The organism is Agrobacterium sp. A3-95, assembly GCF_053521785.1.
Window position 1 is genome coordinate 51621 of record NZ_JBNWDR010000005.1, and the last position, 22034, is coordinate 73654.

Genomic DNA, 22034 nt, shown 5'->3' on the forward strand with positions numbered 1-22034 from the left:
TTATCATCATTCAAATGTGCAGATTCAATCATCGGTGTTCTCGGGAACCGGCAATCTGCCAGAGATGCACACGCAAGGCTAGAAGATGCGTTTTTCCTTTCTCCCCATTGTCATCCTGATGATGCCAATCCTGGAAATTGCCGGTTTCATCATCGTCGGCAAGACAATCGGTCTGTGGCTGACATTGGCGCTCGTCCTGTTCACGTCGTTTCTGGGGTTGCTGATCCTGCGGCTCGGCGGCATCGGCATGGTGAGAAATCTTCAGGCCGCAGGGCGCACCGGCGCCCAGCCTGCCGATGAGCTGGTCAATGGCGCCATGCGCGTCGTGGCGGGCATCCTGCTGTTCATCCCGGGTTTCATCACCGATATACTCGGTCTCCTGCTTCTGTCGAAAACGGTGAGACGTTTTTTCTGGAAGATCCTCGGACCTCGCGTCGTCGTGGCCGGTTCTTTTCGCCAGTCGGGTCAACCCGGCGGCCATACCGGCCCGCAACCCGGTGACTTTTCCGGGTTCAGCAATGGTCAGGGAAATAAGGGTAGCTCCAAGGTCGTGGACCTCGACGAAGAGGAGTTTCACCGCGAAGGGCCCAAGGATTCTCCCTGGTCCCAAAAGCCGGATGATCGCAACCTGCCCAAACCCTGAAGCACGGCAAAGGGTTAGAGAGGCGAGAGCACGAGGGTTGTAAGGCTCAAGTCGAAATGATAGACCGCCTTCCACGAAATCACGCCGCGAGGAAACGTAATGACCGCTGAAAATGGCGCACAGGGCGCAGTTAGTCCTTCCCTCAACATTCTTACCCAGTACATCAAGGATCTTTCTTTCGAAAATCCGGGTGCTCCTCGTTCGCTTCAGGCTCGTGACAATGCGCCGTCGATCAACATCAATGTCAATGTCAACGCAAACCCGATTTCGGGTTCGGATTTCGACGTTGTGCTGACGCTGAATGCCGAAGCCAAGGATGGCGACAAGGTTCTGTTTGCAGCCGAGCTGGTTTATGGCGGCGTGTTCCGCATTGCCGGTTTCCCGCAGGAACATATGCTGCCGGTGCTGTTCATTGAGTGCCCGCGCCTGCTGTTCCCCTTCGCACGCCAGATCATCGCCGATGTCACCCGCAATGGTGGCTTCCCGCCGCTGATGATCGATCCGATCGATTTCGCGCAGATGTTTTCGCAGCGCGTTGCCGAGGAACAGGCCAGAGCCAAGGTTCAGGCCGTACCGAACTGAATTGTACGCGACGCCGCTCTTTTTAGAGTTCAGAAAAAACAAAACCCGGGTTCATCGCCCGGGTTTTTTATTTGACGGTTCTCGTCATTTTTCAACGGCGCATCTAAGCGCCAGGCGCACTTAATTCTGGTAACGGTTCCAGATCGCCTTGTCGCCCATACCGAGAACGAGCTTGCCGTGCGCCGCGATGGTCTCCGCATCCAGTCTTGATGGTAGAGGATGCGGCCTTTGCAACGGCTCATTCGGGACATCATCATCCTCGATAGTGACCGCTTGCTGTTTGGAGCCGGAACCGAAACCGAGCGCTGTCTGGCGCCCACCAATCATTTCTATGTAGACTTCGGCGAGCAGTTCGGAGTCGAGAAGCGCGCCGTGTTTGGTGCGGTGGGAGTTGTCGATCCCGTAACGCCGGCAAAGTGCGTCGAGGGAATTCGGACCCATCGGGTGCTTGCGGCGTGCAAGCGAAAGCGTATCCGTCACCAATTCAGATGAGACCGGCGCAATGCCGAGGCGGGCAAATTCCGCATTGATGAAACCCATGTCGAATGTCGCATTATGCGCCACCCAGCGGGCACCTTCAAAAAACTCGCGGATTTCGTCGACGACTTCGGCGAATTTCGGCTTGTCTTTCAGGAAGTCGTCGGTGATGCCGTGCACCGCAAGCGCGTCCGGGTGAACCTTGCGATCTTCCGGGTTGATATAAATATGCAATGTGCGGCCGGTCGGAAAATGGTTGTTGAGCTCGATTCCGCCGATTTCGATCACGCGGTCCAGTTTCGATTCAAGGCCTGTGGTTTCCGTATCGAAAATGATCTCACGCATTTTTCTCTCCGTTGCCCGAACCGGCACTTAGTCTCTGCAGAATTTCTCTTACCTGATCCCGTGCAGCTTCGACACCATTTCCGCTATCGATGATAAAATCGGCCCGCCGGCGCTTTTCGGCATCGGGCATTTGCCGGGCCAATATCATTTCGAATTTCTCTTCCGTCATGCCGGGACGGGACAAAACCCGCTGGCGCTGTATTTCCGGCGCGCAACTAACAACGACTATTTTATCGACCCTCGTTTCCGCGCCGGTTTCAAACAGCAGCGGGATATCGAGAACGGCGAAATTTTGATTTTCCTCTCTCGCCTTACGGAGAAAAGCTTCCTGTCTTTCACGAACAAGCGGATGGACGATTGCTTCCAGCTTGCTAAAATTAGCCGGATTCTCCCTGAGGATATTACCGAGTTCAAGACGGTCGACCCTGCCGGAAATGGTCGTGCCCGGAAAGGCGGCTTCGATCATCGGCACGGCATCTGCAGAATAGAGGTCGTGCACAACCGCATCAGAATCGAGAACCGGTATACCTTCCGCGGCAAACAGTTTCGCCGTGGTCGTTTTTCCCATTCCGATCGAGCCGGTGAGACCGATGACGATCATCAATGTTTCTCCATATCCTCAATGATGAGGGAACGAAGAGTGTCATCAACTTCCGGCGTTTTGCCGAACCATTTTTTAAAGCCGGGTTTTGCCTGATGAAGAAGCATGCCAAGCCCATCAACCGTCGCAATACCCTGCGTCTGCGCCATCTGGAGGATGGGGGTTCTCAACGGCACATAGACGATATCGGTTACAACAGCACTTGCAGCCAGCGGCGAAAAATCAATCTCGGGCGCTTCCGTTCCGTCCATACCCAGCGATGTCGTGTTCACAAACAACCCGGCGTCCTGCATGACTTCATGAAGCGCGCCCTGAGGATGAGAAAAAACCCGTGCACCGAAACGGTCGGCCATTTCACGGGCACGTTCGACCGTGCGGTTCAGGACATGGATTTCGGCAATGCCGCGGTCCCGCAGCGACTGAACGACGGCCCTGCTTGCACCGCCGGCTCCGAACACGACCGCCCGGTCGGTTTTCTCCCATCCGGGATGGCGCTCATCGAGATTGGAAACGAAGCCATAGCCATCCGTGTTGGTGGCATGCAGCCTGCCCTCTTCCATCCAGACGGTATTGGCTGCACCCAGTTCCTCCGCCAGCTCGTCGGGACTATCCGCCAACTTAAAGGCCGCTTCCTTGTGCGGAATGGTGACATTGCCACCAACCGCTGCACCAGGTCCCTGTTCCTTTAGTGCCGTGATGAAATCGGGGAAGTCATCGGGGGCAACCTCAATGGCCTTATAGGAGCCGGGTATCCCGAATTTCTTCAGCCAGTAGGAATGGATGATCGGCGACCGGGAGTGCTTGATCGGATAACCGACAACGAAGGCATTTATAGTTAATGTTTCACGTGAATCAGCCATCGATGACATCCATGTCGCGCAGTTTCATTAAGAGAGGCAGAAGCGGCAGGCCAAGAATGGTGAAATAATCCCCCTCTATCGAAGTAAATAGCTGGATTCCTTCGCCCTCGAGCTGATAGGCACCGACACTGGTCAAGGCCTTTTCACCCACGCGTTGCAGGTGGCGGGAGACGAATTCGGCGCTCAAATTTCGCACCGAAAGCTCGGCACTGGAGATCGTCTGCCATACGACATCACCCCCGCGGGCAAGAACGGCTGCACTGTTCAGGCGATGAACCTTGCCGGATAATGAGAGCAAATGTGCTTCGGCTTCGGCCATGGTTTTTGGCTTGTGGTACACCCGGGCACCGAGCGCCATCGTCTGGTCGCATCCAAGAACGAGTGCTTGCGGATGCAGGGCACTTACCGCGAGCGCCTTGGCCTTGGCCAGTTCCAGCGCAACCTCTTCCGGCTTTGCGCCATTTTTTTCCAGCTGCTCGTCGAGCGCGCGCTCGTCAATATCCGCCGGGATGGCCGAAAATGTCAGCCCCGCATTGCGCATCAACATCTGACGGGATGCGCTGGACGAGGCGAGGATCAACTCTTGTTTCATCGACTATCTGCTCCGAATGGTGCGATCCGGATTATCGTGTCCTCGGGCGAAGGGCAAGGATTGCCGCGGCCGTTTCCTCTATGGAGCGGCGTGTAACATCGATCAGCGGCCAATTGTTACGGGCACAGAGCGCACGCGCATATTTCAGCTCTTCCATGATGGTGGCGCGATCCGTGTAGCGCCCGCTGTCAAACCCACCGGTCGTGCCGAGTTCCCGGTTTTCACGTACCTGCGATATGCGGTCCGATGTCGCGACGAGACCAACGATCAAAGGACGGGTGGCGGCGTAAAGGCTTTCCGGCAACGGCACGTTTGGAACGACCGGTATATTGGCGGTCTTTATGCCTCTGTTGGCGAGATAGATGCTTGTCGGTGTTTTCGACGTTCGACTGATCCCAATGATGACGATATCGGCTTCGTCATAGCTTTCCGGCATTTGCCCGTCATCATGGTCCATCGCAAAATTGAGCGCTTCGATCCGCGCGAAATAATCCGCGTTCAGCGCGTGCTGCGCCCCGACCCGCCGTCTCGAAGGTGCGCCGAGATAGGTCTGGAAAATGCCGATGATCGGCTCGAGGACGTTGACGCAGGGCACCCCGATCGCGTGACAGCGCAAATCCAGGAACTCGGCCAGCTGCTGATCCACGATCGTATAAAGAACGATGCCCGGTTCCTTGTCGATCAGATCCACCACCTGGGCGAGCTGCTTCTGGTTCCTGATCATCGGATAAACATGTTCTACCGGCATCGAAGCGTGGAACTGGGCCGAGACGGCACGACCGGCCGACATGAGAGTCTCTCCTGTTGAGTCCGAAATCAGGTGCAAATGGAAGAAACTTTTTTTGTTCTCCACGCTGTTTTTCTCTCGCTGTTGATAAACCGGGACAAACTTCCGAATTGTTCCGCGGGCCGAGCCGCCTCGTGGATAAAGTGGGTTTTTTCCACAATCCGCAAGTGGCGTCCTTGCTATCAGGCATGCCTGTGAATTGTCTGGAAACTCTGAACTTGTTCAAAACTGTCCACAGATGATCCACAGGCAACGGCTTCAGAGGATAGAACTTAAATATCTGAAAATATTATATAAATATCTATTATCCCATTTATTGCGATGAAGCGATGAAATGTCGTGTTCAGGTCTTGGCGCTTACACCCGACTGCGGCATATCGACTGGAAAGATTTTAATCCTTGCTACTCACCGACTCTAAGAAATAGAAAATCTTTTAAATCTCTTAGATTTTATTTTTTGGAAGTTGGGTGGCATGAGCGAGCGCAAGGTTTTAAAGGTGTTGAACGGGCAGACGGTCACACCTCCGCCCATATGGCTGATGCGGCAGGCAGGGCGTTACCTTCCGGAGTACAGGGAAACGCGAAAGAACGCCGGCAGTTTCCTCGATCTCTGTTATAATCCCGAACTGGCAACCGAAGTGACCCTTCAGCCCATTCGCCGGTTCGGTCTTGATGCAGCTATCCTCTTTTCCGATATTCTGGTGATACCGGATGGGTTTAATCGCAATGTTTCCTTCAGCGAGGGAAAGGGTCCGGCCATGGATCCGATCGATGTGGATGGCATCGACAGGCTGGATGCGAGCAATGTGATTGCGCATCTTTCACCCGTTTTCGAAACCGTCTCACGTTTGCGCCATACCTTGCCGGATGAGACGACGCTTCTCGGTTTTTGCGGTGCGCCCTGGACGGTCGCAACCTACATGATTGCCGGCCACGGAACGCCTGATCAGGCGCCGGCGCGGTTGTTCGGTTATCGGGAGCCGGCAGCTATGGAAAAGCTTCTTGCCTTGCTGGCTGAGGTTTCCGCCGACTACCTTGTGGCGCAGATTGATGCCGGCGCCGATGCGGTGCAGATTTTCGATTCCTGGGCCGGGGTGCTCGGCGAGAAGGAATTCGAGGAATATGCGGTAAAACCCGTCGCCAGTATCATCGCTTCGGTGCGCGCTCGCCGCCCCTCCGCGAAGATCATCGCCTTCGCCAAGGGGGCCGGTTATCTTTTGAAGGATTATCGCCGCAAAACAGGCGCAGACGCCATCGGCCTCGACTGGTCGGTGCCACTCGGTTTCGCAAGGGACTTGCAGAAGGAAGGCCCGGTACAGGGCAATCTGGACCCCATGCTGATGGTGGCGGGTGGCAAGGCTCTGGAGGACGGTATCGACGCTGTGCTGCAGGCTCTGGGACAGGGCCCGCTGATCTTCAATCTCGGCCATGGCATCACGCCGCAGGCCGATCCGGAAAACGTTGCAAGGCTGGTGCAGCGGGTGCGTGCCGGCGGAGCCGGGGCATGAGCGGCGAGAAGCAGACCTCCGCCCGCTCAGGAAACAGGGCTGCCCTTCGCGCAGGTATGGCGCTCGGTGTCTTTGCCGCTTTTGTCGCTTTGTTGTTTTACGCCGATCCGGCCGATCTCTATCTGTGGATCAAGGCGCTTCATATCATCGCGGTGATTTCCTGGATGGCGGCGATTTTTTACCTGCCGCGCCTGTTCATTTACCACACCGATGCACCCACCGGTTCGCAGCAATCCGAAACCTTCAAGGTGATGGAACAGCGGTTGATCAAGGTCATCATGAACCCGGCGATGATGATCAGCTGGATATTAGGGCTTTATCTCGCATGGTCGGTTTATGGTTTTTCCGGCGGCTGGCTACATGCGAAAATCGCACTGGTGGTGCTACTAACCATCGCCCACGTCTATTTCACCCGCAGTGCCAAACGGTTCGCCCGGGATGAAAATATCAGGCCTGCCCGTCACTGGCGGTTGATGAACGAGGTTCCGACGGTACTGATGATCCTCATAGTCATACTTGTGGTTGTGAAACCCTTCGGTTAAGAGGTCGCAATGATAAATTTCGCGGAATTCGTGCTTTCCTCTTGCAGTAGCCCTATTCAATCGCTATTTTCGGACCACTCATCTCGTGGCATGTGAATTATTCAGTCATCTGCGGCTTCTCCCTCAGCATCTGATTCGCGAACACGCCCTCCCCCGACATTACATTATCAAACGGTCTTTCCTTCATGGCTGAAATGAAGCTTCAGGAACTTAAGAGCAAATCGCCTACCGACTTGCTAACTTTTGCTGAATCCCTGGAAGTTGAAAATGCGAGCACCATGCGCAAGCAGGAGCTTATGTTCGCAATCCTCAAGGTTCTCGCGAGCCAGGACATCGAAATTATCGGCGAAGGCGTCGTTGAAGTCCTGCAGGACGGTTTCGGTTTTCTACGGTCCGCAAATGCAAATTATCTGCCGGGTCCGGACGATATCTACATTTCGCCCTCGCAAATTCGCCGTTTCTCTCTGAAGACCGGCGATACTGTCGAGGGGCCGATCCGTGGGCCCAAGGAAGGCGAACGTTATTTCGCGCTTCTCAAGGTCAACACGATCAACTTTGACGATCCTGAAAAGATCCGTCACAAGGTTCACTTCGATAACCTGACGCCGCTTTATCCGAATGAGCGGTTCAAGATGGAGCTGGAGCTTCCGACATCGAAGGATCTGTCGTCGCGTGTGATCGATCTGGTCGCGCCACTTGGCAAGGGCCAGCGTGGATTGATCGTCGCGCCGCCGCGTACCGGTAAAACTGTTCTCTTGCAGAACATCGCGCATTCCATCACGGCTAACCATCCGGAATGTTACCTGATCGTTCTTCTGATCGACGAACGTCCGGAAGAAGTCACCGACATGCAGCGCTCGGTCAAGGGTGAGGTGGTGTCGTCAACCTTCGACGAACCGGCTGTACGCCACGTCCAGGTGGCCGAAATGGTCATCGAAAAGGCGAAGCGCCTTGTCGAACATGGCCGCGACGTCGTTATCCTGCTCGATTCCATCACTCGCCTCGGCCGAGCTTATAACACTGTCGTTCCGTCTTCCGGCAAGGTCCTGACCGGTGGTGTGGATGCCAACGCGTTGCAGCGGCCGAAGCGTTTCTTCGGTGCCGCACGTAACATCGAAGAAGGTGGTTCGCTGACGATTATCGCGACCGCGCTGATCGACACCGGCAGCCGCATGGACGAAGTCATCTTTGAAGAGTTCAAGGGTACGGGTAACTCGGAAATCGTGCTTGACCGTAAGGTCGCTGACAAGCGTATCTTCCCGGCGCTCGATATTCTCAAGTCCGGTACACGTAAGGAAGACCTGCTCGTGCCGCGTCAGGATCTCCAGAAGATTTTCGTGCTTCGCCGTATTCTCGCGCCGATGGGAACGATGGATGCCATCGAGTTCCTGATCGACAAGTTGAAGCAGACCAAGACCAATTCGGATTTCTTCGAATCGATGAATACCTGATCCGGAGTTTTACCGGTCCCATCGACAAAGCTTTAAAGCCGCATCCGTTCATTCGGATGCGGCTTGACTGTTTTAACCGAGGTGAATGATGCCAGCTTCCGCCGATACCATTTATGCGCTCTCCAGTGGAGCATTGCCGGCCGGCGTCGCAATTATCAGGATCAGTGGGCCCGGAGCGTTCGATGCCTTTGTCACGTTGACCGGTCGTGACCTTCCCGCACCGCGGCAGGCGGTTCTATGTTCGATTCGAAACCGAAACAATGAGATCATCGACCAGGCGCTGATGATCGTTTTCCCTGCACCAAATTCCTTCACGGGTGAGAACTGCATCGAAATCCACAGCCACGGAAGCCGCGCGGTTGTCGCATCAATTTTTGCCGAACTCGAACTGCTCGAAGGATTTCGGCCGGCGGATGCCGGCGAGTTCTCCCGCCGAGCGTTTGAAAACGGCAAGATGGATCTTCTCGAGATCGAAGGTCTGGCGGATCTGCTGCAGGCTGAAACGGAGATGCAGCGGCGTCTGGCGGTGGAGCAGAGCACCGGTAAGCTGTCAGCGCTCTACGATGGCTGGGCAGGCCGGTTGACGCGTGCTCGCGCCCTGATCGAGGCAGAGCTGGATTTCGCCGACGAGGAAGATGTGCCGGATTCAGTTGCCGCGCAGGTGTGGGACGCGATGACGCAACTTCACAGTGAAATCACCAGCCATCTCAAGAACGGCGGAAGCAGCGAGATCATTCGTGACGGGTTCAAGGTGGCGCTGGTGGGAGAGCCTAACGCTGGCAAGTCTACGCTTCTTAATGCTCTGAGCGGCCGTGACGTTGCTATTGTCACTGACATTGCTGGTACGACCAGAGACGTGCTGAGCGTTGATATTAATCTCGACGGTTACCTGGTCCGCATATTCGATACGGCCGGAATTCGGGAAACGCAGGATGTGGTGGAAAAGGAAGGTGTAAGGCGAGCCGTTCTGACAGCGGAAACCGCGGATCTCATTTTGATATTGCAAGATAACGATTCGACTCCGAAACAATCGATCATTTCGCTGGAAAATGCTCGCCATTTGCATCTACGGACAAAAACCGCGATTTCCTCTTCTACAGTTGACGCTGTTTTTGATCTTAACATCTCCGCAAGGGAAGGCGTCGGTCTCGACGAATTGCGTTTATTGATCAAGCGAGAGATTGAAAGCAGGGTTGGTGTTGCACAGACATTGGTCCCTGCCCGCGCCCGTCACAAAAAACGACTTGAAGAGACGCTGAACTATGTTAGTGATGCGCTCAATTCCAAGACCATGGACCTTGCGATAAGGTCGGAATATTTGAGACTCGCAGCAACATCGCTTGGACGCATTACGGGTCGCATCGATGTGGAAGATTTGCTGGGCGTGATCTTCTCGGAATTCTGCATAGGAAAATGATTCACGTGAAACATTGGTGGCCGATACGGCAAAGCCGATGATTTGGGATAAGGCGCAGAGATATGCACCAGTCATTTGATGTCATTGTTATCGGTGGTGGACATGCCGGCAGCGAAGCTGCGGCGGCCGCTGCACGACATGGCGCTAAAACCGCTCTCGTTACCCATAAGCGAGAGACTATTGGGGTGATGTCCTGTAACCCGGCAATCGGTGGTCTCGGTAAAGGACACCTGGTCCGCGAAATTGACGCGCTGGACGGTTTGATGGGCCGGGTTGCTGATGCAGCGGGAATTCAATTCCGTATGCTCAATCGCAAAAAAGGCCCCGCCGTCCGCGGGCCGCGCACGCAGGCTGATCGGCGACTTTATCGCGAGGCGATGCAGCGGGAAATCAATGCGATTGAAAACCTTAGCATTATTGAAGGCGATGCATTCGATATTGACATGACCAATGATCGGGTATCTGCCGTAATCATGGCGAACGGTAGCCGGATTCCTTGTGGTGCTGTTGTGTTGACGAGCGGCACTTTTCTACGCGGCCTTATTCATATCGGCTCCGAAAAGATTCCCGCAGGCCGTGTTGGTGAAAAACCGTCTGTCGGTCTTTCCGAAACACTTGCCCGCCTCGGCCTTGCCATGGGGCGATTGAAGACTGGCACCCCTGCCCGGCTTGATGGTCGCACGATCGATTGGAACGCTGTGGATCGGCAAGCGGCCGATGAAGATCCCGTTCCGTTCTCTTTTATGACGGATCGCATTGTCAATCCACAGATCGAATGTGGCGTAACCCGAACGACGCCGGCCGGACACAAGATCATTCAGGATAATATTCATCTGTCAGCGATGTATTCGGGACAGATTGAGGGTGTTGGTCCGCGCTATTGTCCGTCGATCGAAGACAAGATTACACGCTTCGGTGAACGGGACGGCCACCAGATATTCCTAGAGCCAGAAGGCCTTGATGAGCACACAATTTATCCAAATGGTATTTCGACGTCGCTTCCTGCCTCAGTTCAGGAGCAGTTTATCCGCACCATCCCCGGCCTTGAGCAAGTCAACATCATTCAGCCCGGCTACGCGATTGAATATGACTATGTCGATCCGCGTGAGCTGAAGCCTTCTCTGGAATGCCGGAAAATTCCGGGATTGTTCCTGGCAGGGCAAATCAATGGCACGACGGGTTATGAAGAGGCAGGCGCCCAGGGTCTGGTTGCCGGATTGAATGCGTCGCTATATGCAGGGAACGCAGACCCTATCCATTTCAGTCGTACCGAATCCTATATTGGTGTGATGATCGACGATCTCACCTCCAAGGGTGTCAGCGAACCCTATCGAATGTTTACGTCGAGAGCCGAATATCGGCTTTCACTTCGCGTTGACAACGCTGATCTGCGACTTACGCCTGTCGGTCAGATGGCCGGCATTATCGGGCATGACCGCCAAAAACGCTTCGCAGATTTTATCTCAGATCTGGATCGGGGTCGCGAGCTGATGAAGAGCATTTCCATCAGTCCCTCCCAGGCTGCTAAACAGGGATTGAAACTCAACCAGGACGGTCAACGTCGTTCGGTTTATGAAATGCTCGCCTACCCCGATATCACGATGGAAACTCTTACCACTCATTGGCCGGAGCTACGGGCGCTTAATACCAAGGTCGCTGAGGTTTTGGAAATCGAAGCGAGTTACGCTGTCTATATGCAGCGCCAAAGCGCGGATATTGTCGATATCAAGCGAGATGAAGAGAGAAAAATCCCCAATGATTTCGATTTTCAGTCTTTGTCCGGTCTCTCCAACGAACTGAAACAAAAGCTGGAAAAGGCACGTCCAGAGAACATTGCCCAGGCTGCGCGTGTTGACGGTATGACACCTGCTGCGATATCGCTGCTTCTCGCACTTCTGCGGAAAGGCTCCGCATCGGGAAGTGAAAAATTGCGCATGCACCAATAGCGAGTCGGACCATGAAGATAAACGGCCAGAGTGTTTCACGTGAAACACAGGAGAGGCTCGAGCATTTCGTCGAGCTTTTCAAGAAGTGGAACAAAACCACAAATCTGGTTGCGCCTTCGACTCTCACTGAGCTCTGGAGCCGGCATGTCGCGGACAGTGCACAGATATTTCAGCTCGCCCCTCAACCGCAAAAATGGATTGATCTGGGAAGCGGCGGCGGTTTTCCGGGCGTCATTACAGCGATTTTTCTCGCGGAACTGGGTGATGGTTGGGTCGATCTGGTAGAGAGCAACAATAAAAAGGCTGCGTTTTTGCGAATTGCGCTGAAGGAAACCGGCGCAAGAGGCGCGGTTCATCCAGTCAGAATTGAAAAAGCGCCTGAAACCGTTGAAAATTGCGATGCGATTTCGGCGAGAGCCCTCGCCGAGATGAATTTACTTTTCGAATATATTCACCCGTGGGCGCAGAATAATCCAAATCTCAGGGCATATTTCAATAAAGGCAGGGATTATGAATCCGAACTGCAGAAAGCGCATGGCCGCTGGCAGTTTGATCTGATAAAACACCAGAGTGCCATTGAGGCAGATTCTGTTGTTCTTGAAATCAGTAACCTCACTAAGAGGCACTGACGAGCTGGTCAGGTGCGGTATGACTTCTGAAAAAAACCGGATTATCGCAGTCGCAAACCAGAAGGGTGGCGTTGGAAAAACAACGACGGCCATCAATCTGGCTACTGCATTGGCGGCTATTGGTGAGCGGGTGCTGATCATTGATCTTGATCCGCAGGGTAATGCTAGCACAGGTTTAGGAATCGACCGCAAAGAGCGCAAGCTTTCTTCCTATGATCTTCTGGTGGGTGATCATACCGTTTCCAAAGTTGCGGTTCCGACAGCAGTTCCGAACCTCGATATCGTCCCGTCAACGATGGATCTTCTGGGCTTTGAGATGCATGTTGCGAATGTTGCCAACCGCGTCTTTCTGTTGCGTACCGCCATGGAGACGCAGGAAGCCAGAGACTATTCCTATATTTTGGTAGATTGCCCGCCCTCTTTTAATCTTTTGACGATGAATGCCATGACCGCCGCCCATTCGGTGCTGGTACCGTTGCAGTGCGAGTTCTTTGCGCTGGAAGGCCTCAGCCAGCTGCTGGATACGGTTAGCCAGATACGCGGCTCCGTCAATCCGCAGCTTGATATTCAGGGTATCGTTCTCACGATGTTCGATGCGCGCAACAATCTTGCCCAGCAGGTGGTTTCCGATGTGCGGATGCATCTGGGAGAAAAGGTTTACCACACTCTCATTCCGCGCAATGTTCGGGTTTCCGAAGCGCCGTCTTATGGTAAACCGGCAATTCTTTATGATCTGAAATGCGCTGGCAGTCAGGCTTATTTGCAATTGGCGTCCGAAGTGATCCAGAGAGAGCGTCTGCGCAAGGCGGCCTGACGTTTTGCCGGACTATATGGAGTAATATCTTATGAGTGATGATCTTTCCAAGCGTCGACTCGGACGCGGTCTTGCGGCGTTGATCGGCGAAATGGATCAGCCTGTGCCGGTGGGTGAACCGCAGCGCGCCGTTAGTGCGGATCGCGCCATCCCGATCGAGTTCATCGCTCGCAGCCAGAGAAACCCACGTCGACACTTTGACGAAAATGAGTTGCAGGATCTTGCCTCATCCATTCGTCAGCACGGGATTGTTCAGCCTGTGGTCGTGCGAACGATTGGCGTCAACCGTTACGAGATAATCGCTGGTGAACGGCGCTGGCGCGCGGCACAGCTGGCCGGTTTTACGGACGTTCCTGTCATCGTTCGGGATGTAGACGACCGCACGGCTCTGGAGCTGGCTATCGTCGAAAACGTCCAGCGTTCCGATCTCAATCCGCTTGAAGAAGCGATGGGCTATGAGCAGTTGATCGCCGAACATGGCTACACTCAGAACGACCTCGGTGAAATCATCGGCAAGAGCCGAAGCCATGTTGCAAACAGCCTTCGTCTTCTGAAACTTCCCGATCCGGTTCGGGACATGTTGGCGGACGGTTCGCTTTCCGCTGGCCATGCGCGCGCGCTTGTTTCCACTTCCGATCCGTCGGGTCTGGCTCGGACTATCGTTTCCAAGGGTCTTTCGGTGCGTGATGCCGAGCGCCTGGCGCAAAACGACATCAAGTCGCAGGGTGACGTCTTGGAGAAGCGGCCTTCGGCTGAGAAGGATTCCGATACGGTCGCGCTTGAACGCAGCCTGTCGGATGCTCTTGGTCTGGACGTGAAGATTAGCCACAAAGGCGGATCGGGACAAATCCGCATCGGATACCGCACGCTAGAGCAGCTGGAAGCCGTTTGCCGCCTTCTGGAGCAAAAATAAGCAAGTATTTGTTTTAATTGATAAAATACCCGCGTTTAGCGGGTATTTTTATGCCGTGGTGCTCAAAAGTCGATAGCGCGGCCGTTTATTTCGTAGTCACCGAAACGAACAGGTTCCGCGCCGCCGCGACCGCCGGTTTCCTGCGGCAATTGAAGATCCGCCTGTTGTTTGCGCCGTTCTTCCGCTTCCTTCAACGCACGTTCCGCCGCCGGCGAAAGCCGCTTGAGCATTTCCGCGCCGTTGTCATTATCCGCATCCTGCATGAGTAATCCTCCCTATGACGGGATATTGAAATATGTTTGCCGTTCACCAGATTATATAAACAGATGGGCTTTATAAACCCCGGAATATTTCCTGAGTGGTAACAAGGAGAATTTGACATATGAACATGATGCGCACGGCAATGCTTTTGGCCTTCATGACGGCATTGTTCATGGGTGTCGGTTTTCTGATCGGCGGTAAGGGCGGCATGATGATTGCCTTGCTTATTGCCGCTGGTATGAATCTTTTCTCCTACTGGAATTCGGACAAGATGGTCCTGTCGGCCTATCGTGCACGCGAGATCGATGAGGCGAATGCGCCTGAATTTTTCCACATGATCCGCGATCTCTCGCATAATGCCGATCTTCCGATGCCCAAGGTTTATATTTATGACAGCCCGCAGCCGAACGCCTTCGCGACGGGAAGAAACCCGCAGAATGCCGCTGTCGCCGCCTCGACGGGCCTGCTGGAGCGCCTCACCCCTGAAGAAGTGGCTGGTGTCATGGCGCATGAGCTGGCCCATGTGCAGAACCGAGATACGCTGACGATGACTGTGACCGCGACGCTGGCAGGCGCCATCTCCATGCTCGGCAACTTCGCGTTTTTCTTTGGTGGCAATCGTGAAAACAACAATAATCCGCTGGGCTTTATCGGCGTACTGGTTGCGATGATCGTGGCGCCGCTCGCCGCGATGCTGGTGCAGATGGCCATTAGCCGTACCCGGGAATATTCTGCCGACCGACGGGGCGCGGAAATTTGCGGCAATCCGCTCTGGCTTGCTTCGGCACTGCAGAAAATTTCGGGCATGGCGCAGAGCATTCATAATGAGGATGCGGAGCGTAACCCGGCGACGGCGCATATGTTCATCATCAATCCCCTGTCCGGTGAGCGCATGGACAATCTGTTTTCTACGCATCCGAATACGGAAAACCGGGTGGCGGCACTTCACGCCATGGCGCAGGAGTTTTCCCCGCGAGGATCGACGCGAACGCCATCGGGTGATAGACCTCAGCGCAAATCAGGCTCCGTTCCCAATACGGGCTGGGGACGAGGCAAAGAAAACGAGCGCAAGGGACCGTGGTCTTGACATCCGATACTCAAAATAAGCCGTCGCGGTCCAAAAAACCGGGACAGGACCATGCAAGGGGCCGCGAAGACGGCCCTTCGTCTTTCCAGGATAAACCGGGCCTTGCTGCACGCGTTGCCGCAACCCGCATTCTGGCGGCCGTTCTGGAAAAGAAAACCTCGCTGGACGGTATGCTGGACAGCGAAAACGGCAATCCCGTCTATCGCGCGCTATCCCTTGCGGACCGGGCGCTGGTGAGAGCGATCGTCAACAGCGCGCTTCGCCACCTTCCGCGTATCGAAGCCGCCTTGTCGATGCTGCTTGACGGACCGTTGCCGCAGGGCGCCCGGTCGCTTCATCACGTCCTTGTCGTTGGCGCAGCGCAAGTGCTTTACCTTGATGTCCCCGATCATTCTGCGGTCGATCTTGCCGTGGAACAGGCACACCGCGATCCGCGCAACAGGCGTTTTGCCAAGCTGGTGAATGCCGTCCTCAGGCGATTGGGCCGGGAAAAAGCAGAAATCGAAAAGGCGATCGCGGATGTGCCCGTGCTGCCGGACTGGTTCTACGCTCGGCTTGTTTCGGCTTATGGAGATGAGGTTGCCAAACGGATTTCCGAAGCGCAGTTGACGCCCTCTTCCATCGATCTCACGGTGAAGACCGATCCGGCTGTCTGGGCGGAAAAGCTGGGTGGTACGGTTTTGCCGAATGGCAGTGTCCGTCTCGGTGAATTTGAAGGCCAGATTCCCGCGCTTGAAGGCTTTGCCGAGGGTGCCTGGTGGGTTCAGGATCTCGCGGCCAGCATGCCTGTGAAGCTGATGGGCGATATTTCCGGAAAACGTGTTGCCGATCTCTGTGCAGCTCCTGGCGGCAAGACTGCCCAGCTCGCGCTTGCCGGCGCGAAGGTGACTGCCCTGGACCAGTCCGGCAATCGTCTTCGCCGCCTCAGGGAAAATCTCGACCGGCTTGGTCTTCACGCCGAAACCGTTGAAGCCAATATGCTGAAGTACCAGCCGGAACAGCTTTTCGACGCCGTTCTTCTGGATGCCCCCTGCTCGTCTACCGGCACGTTGCGTAAACATCCCGATGTCTGCTGGACGAAGGACGAGAATGATATTGCCAAGCTTGCCGCTCTTCAGGGCCAGATGTTGCGACACGCGCTCACGCTGGTGGGAGCCGGCGGCATTGTGGTGTTTTCCAATTGCTCGCTCGATCCCTCTGAAGGGGAAGCGATGATTGCACAGGTGCTGGCGGAAAACCCGGACTTCGAGCGTGTTGCCGTTCGCAAGGACGATTGGCCAGGAATGGAAGCCGCCGTCACTGCCGAAGGCGATCTTCGTACAACGCCGGATATGTTCGGCGGCATCGACGGGTTTTTTAGCAGTGTCTTGCGTAAGAAGTAGAAAAAAGCCAAGCTTCCGCGAATCATTGGATAATTGCCGATACGTTCCGATCATCACGGTTCACTCATAAAAACAAAACATGTGAAACGGGAAACACAGCTTGTCAGGGTCCTTTGCAGGCAGCATCAATGCCGCCGGTCTTCTCTCGCGGATGGCGTATCGTCATCTGTGTGTGGGCCTCGCTCCTTTGCGCCTGCGCATATCCCGGTTTGCCAATCGCGTTCCCGATGGTCTCGTGGCGGCGCCGACTGATCTGAGGGCAATCGATCCGTATTTTGCCGAGGAATTGCTGCGGGGCCGGATTGCGCTCGCCGGCCGCGTCGTCGAAACCGGCGGTCTATCGCCATTTCAGGTGGACTATCCCTCGCTGGTTTTTGAAGAGCGGCTGCATGCATTTGGCTGGCTGCGGCATATCCGTTCCGATAGATCGAGTGAGGCCAGCAAGCGGGCGCGCCGTATCGTCGCCGAATGGATGACTATACACGGCAAGCGGGTTGCGGGGATTGCCTGGTCTCCGGAGATCGCGGCACAGAGGCTGATTGCCTGGCTGTCCCATTCTCCCGTCGTTTTACATGAGGCCGATGCGGGTTTTTATCGTCGTTTCCTGAAAAGTCTTGCGTTTCACGTGCGTTATCTCGACAGGATCGTCAAATATGCGCCGGATGGGGAAGCGAGGCTGCGGATCAGGATTGCGCTGGCCGTCGCGTCCATAGCCATGCCGACCCGCCTGTCCCATATTACTCGGCACGGAATGAAGCTGGCGCAGGAAATGGAACGCCAGATTCTTCCAGATGGCGGGCATGTTTCCCGCAATCCGAGGGTCATGCTGGATTTGCTGCTTGATCTTTTGCCGCTTAGGCAAAGCTACATCAATCTCGGTCACGATCTGCCCTCGGGGCTGGTGCCGGCGATTGACAGGATGTTTCCGGCCATCCGGTTTTTCCGCCATCAGGGCGGCGATCTGGCGCTGTTCAATGGCGCCACCGCCACGCTTGCCAATGAACTGGTGTCGGTACTTCGTTATGATGAGACAGCCGGCCGGCCGTCCAAAATGCTGCCGGATGTCAATTATCATCGTCTTGCAACCGATGAGACGGTCATCATCGTGGACACTGGTCATCCAGGCTCGGCGGAGCTTTCGCGTAACGCCCATTCGGGCTGCCTGTCCTTTGAGATGTCCTGTGGCAAGAGCCGGTTCATCGTCAATTCGGGCTTCCCGAAAAACGCAGCACCCGAATATCAGCGGGCGAGCCGCTCGACGGCGGCCCATTCAACGGTCACGCTGGCCGACACGTCGTCTTGCAGACTGTCCCGCTCGAGACTGCTCGGGCCGATCATGGTTTCCGGTGTCAGTCAGGTGGAGAGCCGCCGCGGAACGGATGCAAATGGCAATGATGTCCTGTGGGCGTCGCATGACGGTTATTTGCAGAATTTCGGTTGCTATCACGATCGGGAAATTGAGCTGAATGTTGCCGGTACGAAGATAAAGGGCCGTGATCTGCTTCGGGCCGACGAGAATGTGGTGAAGGCGCAATTGCAATCCATATCGGCTGTATCGCGGTTCCATATCCACCCGCACATCCAGCTATACCAACAGGACGAGGAGTCGGTTTATCTTGAGGCAGCGGATGGAACCACCTGGCTGTTTTCGGCGCCGGGACTGGAGCTTTTCGTGACCGAGGATGTTTTTATGGCGGATGCATCCGGCATGCGGCCTTCGCAGCAGATCGAGCTGCCATTCAATCTGGCGAATACTCGGGAAATCCGCTGGATCATCGAACGCAAGGCGTAGAGGATTCCTGGCGAGTTTCAGGCAAAAACCGCCATAGTTTTCGCCGTTCCGCGTCCCCGCTGTTTATTAATATGGCAAGCTGTGTTAACGCGGCGGCAATTGCTGGATCAATCCCAGTCCAGCCTGTCCTCCCCGTCAAACGGAGTATGCCCGATGGCTGTCGTTTCCAAAAAAATCCCCGCTCCCGATAAAGTCAAAATCCGTACAGCCCTTCTTTCCGTTTCTGACAAGACGGACATTATCGAGCTGGCAACTGTCCTGTCCAAACTTGGCGTCAAGCTGCTGTCGACGGGTGGCACGGCAAAGGCCATCGCTGACGCGGGACTGCCGGTAACGGATGTTTCCGATGTGACCAATTTCCCGGAAATTATGGATGGTCGCGTCAAGACCCTGCATCCCAACGTGCATGGTGGACTTCTGGCTATCCGGGATGATGCTGATCACGTCGAGGCAATGAAGGCTCACGGTATCGAGGCGATCGATCTCTCCGTCATCAATCTCTATCCCTTCGAGGAGGTTCGCGCCAAGGGTGGCGACTACCCGACGACGGTCGAGAATATCGATATTGGCGGCCCGGCAATGATCCGCGCTTCGGCCAAGAACCACGCCTATGTCACTGTTGTCACCGATCCGTCCGACTACCCTGCGCTGGTGGAAGCCCTGCAGGCCGATGACGGTCAAACCTCCTACGCGCTGCGCCAGACCTTCGCCGCCAAGGCATATGCCCGCACTGCGGCTTATGATGCGGTGATTTCCAACTGGTTTGCTGAGGCGCTGGCTATCGAAACGCCGGATTATCGTGCCATCGGCGGTGCGCTGAAGGAAAAGATGCGTTACGGCGAGAACCCGCACCAGAGCGCCGGTTTTTACCTGACCGGCGAAAAGCGCCCCGGTGTTTCCACGGCGACGCTTCTTCAGGGCAAGCAGCTTTCCTATAACAACATCAATGATACGGATGCAGCCTACGAGCTGGTAGCGGAATTCCTGCCGGAAAATGCGCCGGCTGTAGCGATCATCAAACACGCCAACCCCTGTGGTGTTGCGACGGGTCCCACACTTGCAGAAGCCTACCGGCGCGCGCTGGCATGCGATTCCGTTTCGGCCTTTGGCGGCGTCATCGCCTTGAACCGCACGCTCGATGCGGAAACGGCAGAAGAGATCGTCAAGCTCTTCACCGAAGTCATCATTGCACCCGATGTGACGGAAGAGGCCAAGGCCATTATCGCCCGCAAGCCCAATCTGCGCCTGCTGGCAGCTGGTGGCCTGCCAGATCCGCGCGCGGCCGGCATTACGGCCAAGACGGTTTCCGGCGGTCTTCTGGTTCAGAGCCGTGACAACGGCATGGTGGAGGATCTGGAACTGAAGGTGGTCACCAAGCGTTTGCCGACACCTCAGGAACTTGAAGACATGAAGTTCGCCTTCAAGATTGCCAAGCACGTGAAGTCCAATGCGGTGATCTATGCCAAGGACGGCCAGACGGCAGGTATCGGCGCCGGACAGATGAGCCGGGTGGATTCCGCCCGTATCGCCGCCCAGAAGGCGGAAGATGCGGCCAAGGCACTCGGCCTTGCTGAGCCGCTGACGCGCGGCTCTGCCGTGGCTTCTGAAGCGTTTTATCCCTTCGCCGATGGTTTGCTTGCAGCTATTGCAGCAGGTGCCACCGCAGTCATTCAGCCCGGTGGTTCCATGCGCGACCAGGACGTGATCGATGCGGCCAATGAGCACAATGTGGCGATGGTCTTTACCGGCATGCGTCACTTCCGCCATTAAGCAAAAACGGCGCAGAGAATTTAAAAGGCCCGGAAAGTGATTTCCGGGCCTTTTGTTTCACGTGGGACAGTCCGATGCCCGTATTGGAAGCGGGTCAGGTAACCGCGCCCACCTGCCACGGCACAAATTCATTGTCGCCGTAGTCGTAAATCTCGCTGACGGTCTTGTCTCCCGAAGCGACTGCAAGAATGTGCTCGAAAATTCGTTTGCCGGATTCCTCGATGGTTTCCGCGCCGGTAACGATCTCGCCGCAGTTGAGATCCATGTCTTCCTTCATGTGCTCGTACATTTCGGAATTGGTGGCAATCTTGATGCAGGGTGCCGGCTTGAATCCCGATACGGAGCCGCGGCCGGTGGTGAAACAGATGACGTTACAGCCGCCGGCGACCTGGCCGGTCACGGCAACAGGATCGTAACCGGGCGTATCCATGAAGACGAAGCCCTGTTCAGTAACGGTTTCCGCGAATTCGTAGACCGCCTTCAGTGGCATGGAGCCACCTTTGGCCACTGCGCCCAGCGATTTTTCAAGAATGGTGGTTAGTCCACCAAGCTTGTTGCCGTGCGATGGGTTGTTGTTCAGCTCATCGCCGTTGCGAGCGGTATAATCCCGCCACCAGTCGATGCGCTGCAACAGCTTTTCGGCGACCGCAGGCGTGACGGCACGCTTCGTCAGCAGGTGTTCAGCGCCGTAAATCTCCGGCGTTTCGGCAAGAACCGTTGTACCGCCGTTGCGGACGATGAGATCTGATGCATATCCCAGGGCCGGGTTTGCCGATATTCCGGAGTAACCATCCGAACCGCCGCATTCCAGCGCGACCTTCAGTTTTGAAAGCGGCTGTTCAGTGCGCTGGGCAGCATTGACCATTGGCAGTATCGCCTTGATCTCGGCAATGGCGGCATCGATCGTTTTTCGTGTGCCGCCGTGCTGCTGGATCGTCATGGTGCGCAGCCGTTCGCCCTCCTCCATCTTGTAATGTTCGAGGATAGGGGCGATCTGGTTGGTCTCACAGCCGAGGCCGATCAGCAGAATACCGCCGAAATTCGGGTGGCGGGCATAACCCTGAATGGTGCGGATCAGAAGACGATAACCTTCCGATTTCGTATTGAGCGCGCAGCCGCCGCCATGGGTCAGCGCCACAACGCCGTCGACATTGTCGAACCCTTCAAGGCCGCCCTGCTTGTTGAAATAATCGGCGATGTAACGCGATACGGTGGCGGAACAGTTCACGGATGCGATGACGCCGATGTAGTTGCGCGTGCCAACGCCACCGAGACCCCGGTCAAAACCCTTGAAGGTCCGCCGCTCGCCCTCGGGCAGCATGCCTTTTTCCTCGATATCGACACTGAACTGATGCGTGTGTTCGGAAGGCACCATGGCGAGATTGTGCAGATGCACATGCCGGCCAGGCTCGATATCCTGTGTCGCGATGCCGATCACCTGTCCGTATTTCAGGACCTCGTCTCCGGATCTGATAAACGTCAGGGCCACCTTGTGGCCGCGTCCGATCAGCTCCCGCGCTGTCAGATCGCCTCTGCCCGTCGCACCACCGGCCGGTATCGACCGGCGTGCCACCGCGACATTGTCGTTGGCGTTCAGCAAAATGGTTGCCTCGGAATTCTCACTCACGGGTTTTT

At 55.6% G+C, this 22034-nt stretch carries 21 protein-coding genes; 14 read left to right on the top strand and 7 right to left on the bottom strand.

Annotated features, from left to right (window positions below; all coding sequences use genetic code 11):
- The first annotated feature begins 85 nt into the window (after nucleotides 1-85).
- Both ACQZ5Y_RS14850 and secB read left to right on the top strand, forming a co-directional pair.
- Complete coding sequence (locus ACQZ5Y_RS14850; protein ID WP_111796796.1) at nucleotides 86-643, top strand: FxsA family protein; 558 nt, start codon at nucleotides 86-88, stop codon at nucleotides 641-643.
- A gap of 99 nt (nucleotides 644-742) precedes the next feature.
- Nucleotides 743-1225, top strand: a complete 483-nt coding sequence (gene secB / locus ACQZ5Y_RS14855; RefSeq protein WP_003516359.1) for a protein-export chaperone SecB — start codon at nucleotides 743-745, stop codon at nucleotides 1223-1225.
- 120 nt (nucleotides 1226-1345) lie between these two features.
- Here secB and dnaQ read toward each other — a convergent pair whose 3' ends face one another.
- Genes dnaQ through ACQZ5Y_RS14880 form a run of 5 tightly spaced genes read right to left on the bottom strand, consistent with a single transcriptional unit; the run spans nucleotide 1346 to nucleotide 4953 of the window.
- Nucleotides 1346-2047: a DNA polymerase III subunit epsilon gene (dnaQ, locus tag ACQZ5Y_RS14860; RefSeq protein WP_003516361.1), complete on the bottom strand. Its 702-nt coding sequence runs from the start codon at nucleotides 2045-2047 to the stop codon at nucleotides 1346-1348.
- On the bottom strand, nucleotides 2040-2648 hold the full coding sequence (coaE, locus tag ACQZ5Y_RS14865) for a dephospho-CoA kinase (protein WP_174050244.1): 609 nt from the start codon (nucleotides 2646-2648) through the stop codon (nucleotides 2040-2042). The genes dnaQ and coaE overlap by 8 nt, the downstream gene beginning before the upstream one ends.
- Nucleotides 2648-3508, bottom strand: coding sequence for a shikimate dehydrogenase (locus tag ACQZ5Y_RS14870; protein ID WP_025594718.1), 861 nt, complete (start codon nucleotides 3506-3508; stop codon nucleotides 2648-2650). The genes coaE and ACQZ5Y_RS14870 overlap by 1 nt, the downstream gene beginning before the upstream one ends.
- Nucleotides 3501-4100, bottom strand: a complete 600-nt coding sequence (locus ACQZ5Y_RS14875; RefSeq protein ID WP_174050242.1) for a Maf-like protein — start codon at nucleotides 4098-4100, stop codon at nucleotides 3501-3503. Before ACQZ5Y_RS14875 ends, ACQZ5Y_RS14870 begins: the two co-directional genes overlap by 8 nt.
- Before the next feature lie 31 nt (nucleotides 4101-4131).
- Entirely contained in the window at nucleotides 4132-4953 is an 822-nt protein-coding gene (locus tag ACQZ5Y_RS14880) for a pyruvate, water dikinase regulatory protein (RefSeq protein ID WP_003516369.1), read from the bottom strand.
- Between the two features lie 407 nt (nucleotides 4954-5360).
- Between ACQZ5Y_RS14880 and hemE the strand changes: the two genes are divergently transcribed.
- From hemE to ACQZ5Y_RS14920, 8 genes are all read left to right on the top strand, one after another.
- A complete protein-coding gene (gene hemE / locus ACQZ5Y_RS14885; RefSeq protein ID WP_174050240.1) occupies nucleotides 5361-6395 on the top strand; it encodes a uroporphyrinogen decarboxylase in 1035 nt (344 codons plus the stop codon).
- Nucleotides 6392-6937: a protoporphyrinogen oxidase HemJ gene (gene hemJ, locus ACQZ5Y_RS14890; RefSeq protein ID WP_026330887.1), complete on the top strand. Its 546-nt coding sequence runs from the start codon at nucleotides 6392-6394 to the stop codon at nucleotides 6935-6937. Before hemE ends, hemJ begins: the two co-directional genes overlap by 4 nt.
- A 185-nt stretch (nucleotides 6938-7122) precedes the next feature.
- Nucleotides 7123-8388, top strand: a complete 1266-nt coding sequence (gene rho / locus ACQZ5Y_RS14895) for a transcription termination factor Rho (protein WP_013637014.1) — start codon at nucleotides 7123-7125, stop codon at nucleotides 8386-8388.
- An 85-nt stretch (nucleotides 8389-8473) separates the two neighbouring features.
- On the top strand, nucleotides 8474-9805 hold the full coding sequence (mnmE, locus tag ACQZ5Y_RS14900) for a tRNA uridine-5-carboxymethylaminomethyl(34) synthesis GTPase MnmE (RefSeq protein ID WP_174050238.1): 1332 nt from the start codon (nucleotides 8474-8476) through the stop codon (nucleotides 9803-9805).
- 62 nt (nucleotides 9806-9867) lie between these two features.
- Complete coding sequence (gene mnmG, locus ACQZ5Y_RS14905; protein WP_174059894.1) at nucleotides 9868-11751, top strand: tRNA uridine-5-carboxymethylaminomethyl(34) synthesis enzyme MnmG; 1884 nt, start codon at nucleotides 9868-9870, stop codon at nucleotides 11749-11751.
- Between the two features lie 11 nt (nucleotides 11752-11762).
- On the top strand, nucleotides 11763-12380 hold the full coding sequence (gene rsmG / locus ACQZ5Y_RS14910; protein ID WP_065662924.1) for a 16S rRNA (guanine(527)-N(7))-methyltransferase RsmG: 618 nt from the start codon (nucleotides 11763-11765) through the stop codon (nucleotides 12378-12380).
- A 19-nt stretch (nucleotides 12381-12399) separates the two neighbouring features.
- Entirely contained in the window at nucleotides 12400-13194 is a 795-nt protein-coding gene (locus ACQZ5Y_RS14915) for a ParA family protein (protein WP_174059893.1), read from the top strand.
- A 31-nt stretch (nucleotides 13195-13225) separates the two neighbouring features.
- The gene (locus tag ACQZ5Y_RS14920; RefSeq protein WP_013637009.1) at nucleotides 13226-14107 is read left to right on the top strand and encodes a ParB/RepB/Spo0J family partition protein; all 882 of its coding nucleotides are present in this window, start codon (nucleotides 13226-13228) and stop codon (nucleotides 14105-14107) included.
- A gap of 62 nt (nucleotides 14108-14169) precedes the next feature.
- On the opposite strand, the gene ACQZ5Y_RS14925 is transcribed toward ACQZ5Y_RS14920, so the two are convergent.
- Nucleotides 14170-14370: a DUF1674 domain-containing protein gene (locus ACQZ5Y_RS14925; RefSeq protein WP_003516384.1), complete on the bottom strand. Its 201-nt coding sequence runs from the start codon at nucleotides 14368-14370 to the stop codon at nucleotides 14170-14172.
- Between the two features lie 119 nt (nucleotides 14371-14489).
- On the opposite strand from ACQZ5Y_RS14925, the gene htpX reads away from it, so the two are divergent.
- From htpX to purH, 4 genes are all read left to right on the top strand, one after another.
- Complete coding sequence (gene htpX / locus ACQZ5Y_RS14930; protein WP_065662925.1) at nucleotides 14490-15455, top strand: zinc metalloprotease HtpX; 966 nt, start codon at nucleotides 14490-14492, stop codon at nucleotides 15453-15455.
- Complete coding sequence (locus ACQZ5Y_RS14935) at nucleotides 15452-16837, top strand: RsmB/NOP family class I SAM-dependent RNA methyltransferase (RefSeq protein WP_174050232.1); 1386 nt, start codon at nucleotides 15452-15454, stop codon at nucleotides 16835-16837. The genes htpX and ACQZ5Y_RS14935 overlap by 4 nt, the downstream gene beginning before the upstream one ends.
- A 151-nt stretch (nucleotides 16838-16988) precedes the next feature.
- On the top strand, nucleotides 16989-18629 hold the full coding sequence (locus ACQZ5Y_RS14940) for a heparinase II/III family protein (protein WP_236762949.1): 1641 nt from the start codon (nucleotides 16989-16991) through the stop codon (nucleotides 18627-18629).
- Between the two features lie 153 nt (nucleotides 18630-18782).
- Nucleotides 18783-20399 (top strand): bifunctional phosphoribosylaminoimidazolecarboxamide formyltransferase/IMP cyclohydrolase, encoded by a 1617-nt coding sequence (gene purH / locus ACQZ5Y_RS14945; RefSeq protein WP_174050230.1) that lies wholly within the window; start codon nucleotides 18783-18785, stop codon nucleotides 20397-20399.
- Between the two features lie 94 nt (nucleotides 20400-20493).
- On the opposite strand, the gene ACQZ5Y_RS14950 is transcribed toward purH, so the two are convergent.
- Nucleotides 20494-22026, bottom strand: a complete 1533-nt coding sequence (locus ACQZ5Y_RS14950) for a UxaA family hydrolase (RefSeq protein WP_419457025.1) — start codon at nucleotides 22024-22026, stop codon at nucleotides 20494-20496.
- Nucleotides 22027-22034 lie beyond the last annotated feature (8 nt).

What these genes read in the sequence shown, in the direction of transcription:
- ACQZ5Y_RS14850 (WP_111796796.1), top strand. Translation starts at nt 86, where the DNA reads ATGCGTTTTTCCTTTCTCCCCATTGTCATCCTGATGATGCCAATCCTG.
- secB (WP_003516359.1), top strand. Translation starts at nt 743, where the DNA reads ATGACCGCTGAAAATGGCGCACAGGGCGCAGTTAGTCCTTCCCTCAAC.
- dnaQ (WP_003516361.1), bottom strand. Translation starts at nt 2,047, where the DNA reads ATGCGTGAGATCATTTTCGATACGGAAACCACAGGCCTTGAATCGAAA.
- coaE (WP_174050244.1), bottom strand. Translation starts at nt 2,648, where the DNA reads ATGATCGTCATCGGTCTCACCGGCTCGATCGGAATGGGAAAAACGACC.
- ACQZ5Y_RS14870 (WP_025594718.1), bottom strand. Translation starts at nt 3,508, where the DNA reads ATGGCTGATTCACGTGAAACATTAACTATAAATGCCTTCGTTGTCGGT.
- ACQZ5Y_RS14875 (WP_174050242.1), bottom strand. Translation starts at nt 4,100, where the DNA reads ATGAAACAAGAGTTGATCCTCGCCTCGTCCAGCGCATCCCGTCAGATG.
- hemE (WP_174050240.1), top strand. Translation starts at nt 5,361, where the DNA reads ATGAGCGAGCGCAAGGTTTTAAAGGTGTTGAACGGGCAGACGGTCACA.
- hemJ (WP_026330887.1), top strand. Translation starts at nt 6,392, where the DNA reads ATGAGCGGCGAGAAGCAGACCTCCGCCCGCTCAGGAAACAGGGCTGCC.
- rho (WP_013637014.1), top strand. Translation starts at nt 7,123, where the DNA reads ATGGCTGAAATGAAGCTTCAGGAACTTAAGAGCAAATCGCCTACCGAC.
- mnmE (WP_174050238.1), top strand. Translation starts at nt 8,474, where the DNA reads ATGATGCCAGCTTCCGCCGATACCATTTATGCGCTCTCCAGTGGAGCA.
- mnmG (WP_174059894.1), top strand. Translation starts at nt 9,868, where the DNA reads ATGCACCAGTCATTTGATGTCATTGTTATCGGTGGTGGACATGCCGGC.
- rsmG (WP_065662924.1), top strand. Translation starts at nt 11,763, where the DNA reads ATGAAGATAAACGGCCAGAGTGTTTCACGTGAAACACAGGAGAGGCTC.
- ACQZ5Y_RS14915 (WP_174059893.1), top strand. Translation starts at nt 12,400, where the DNA reads ATGACTTCTGAAAAAAACCGGATTATCGCAGTCGCAAACCAGAAGGGT.
- ACQZ5Y_RS14920 (WP_013637009.1), top strand. Translation starts at nt 13,226, where the DNA reads ATGAGTGATGATCTTTCCAAGCGTCGACTCGGACGCGGTCTTGCGGCG.
- ACQZ5Y_RS14925 (WP_003516384.1), bottom strand. Translation starts at nt 14,370, where the DNA reads ATGCAGGATGCGGATAATGACAACGGCGCGGAAATGCTCAAGCGGCTT.
- htpX (WP_065662925.1), top strand. Translation starts at nt 14,490, where the DNA reads ATGAACATGATGCGCACGGCAATGCTTTTGGCCTTCATGACGGCATTG.
- ACQZ5Y_RS14940 (WP_236762949.1), top strand. Translation starts at nt 16,989, where the DNA reads ATGGCGTATCGTCATCTGTGTGTGGGCCTCGCTCCTTTGCGCCTGCGC.
- purH (WP_174050230.1), top strand. Translation starts at nt 18,783, where the DNA reads ATGGCTGTCGTTTCCAAAAAAATCCCCGCTCCCGATAAAGTCAAAATC.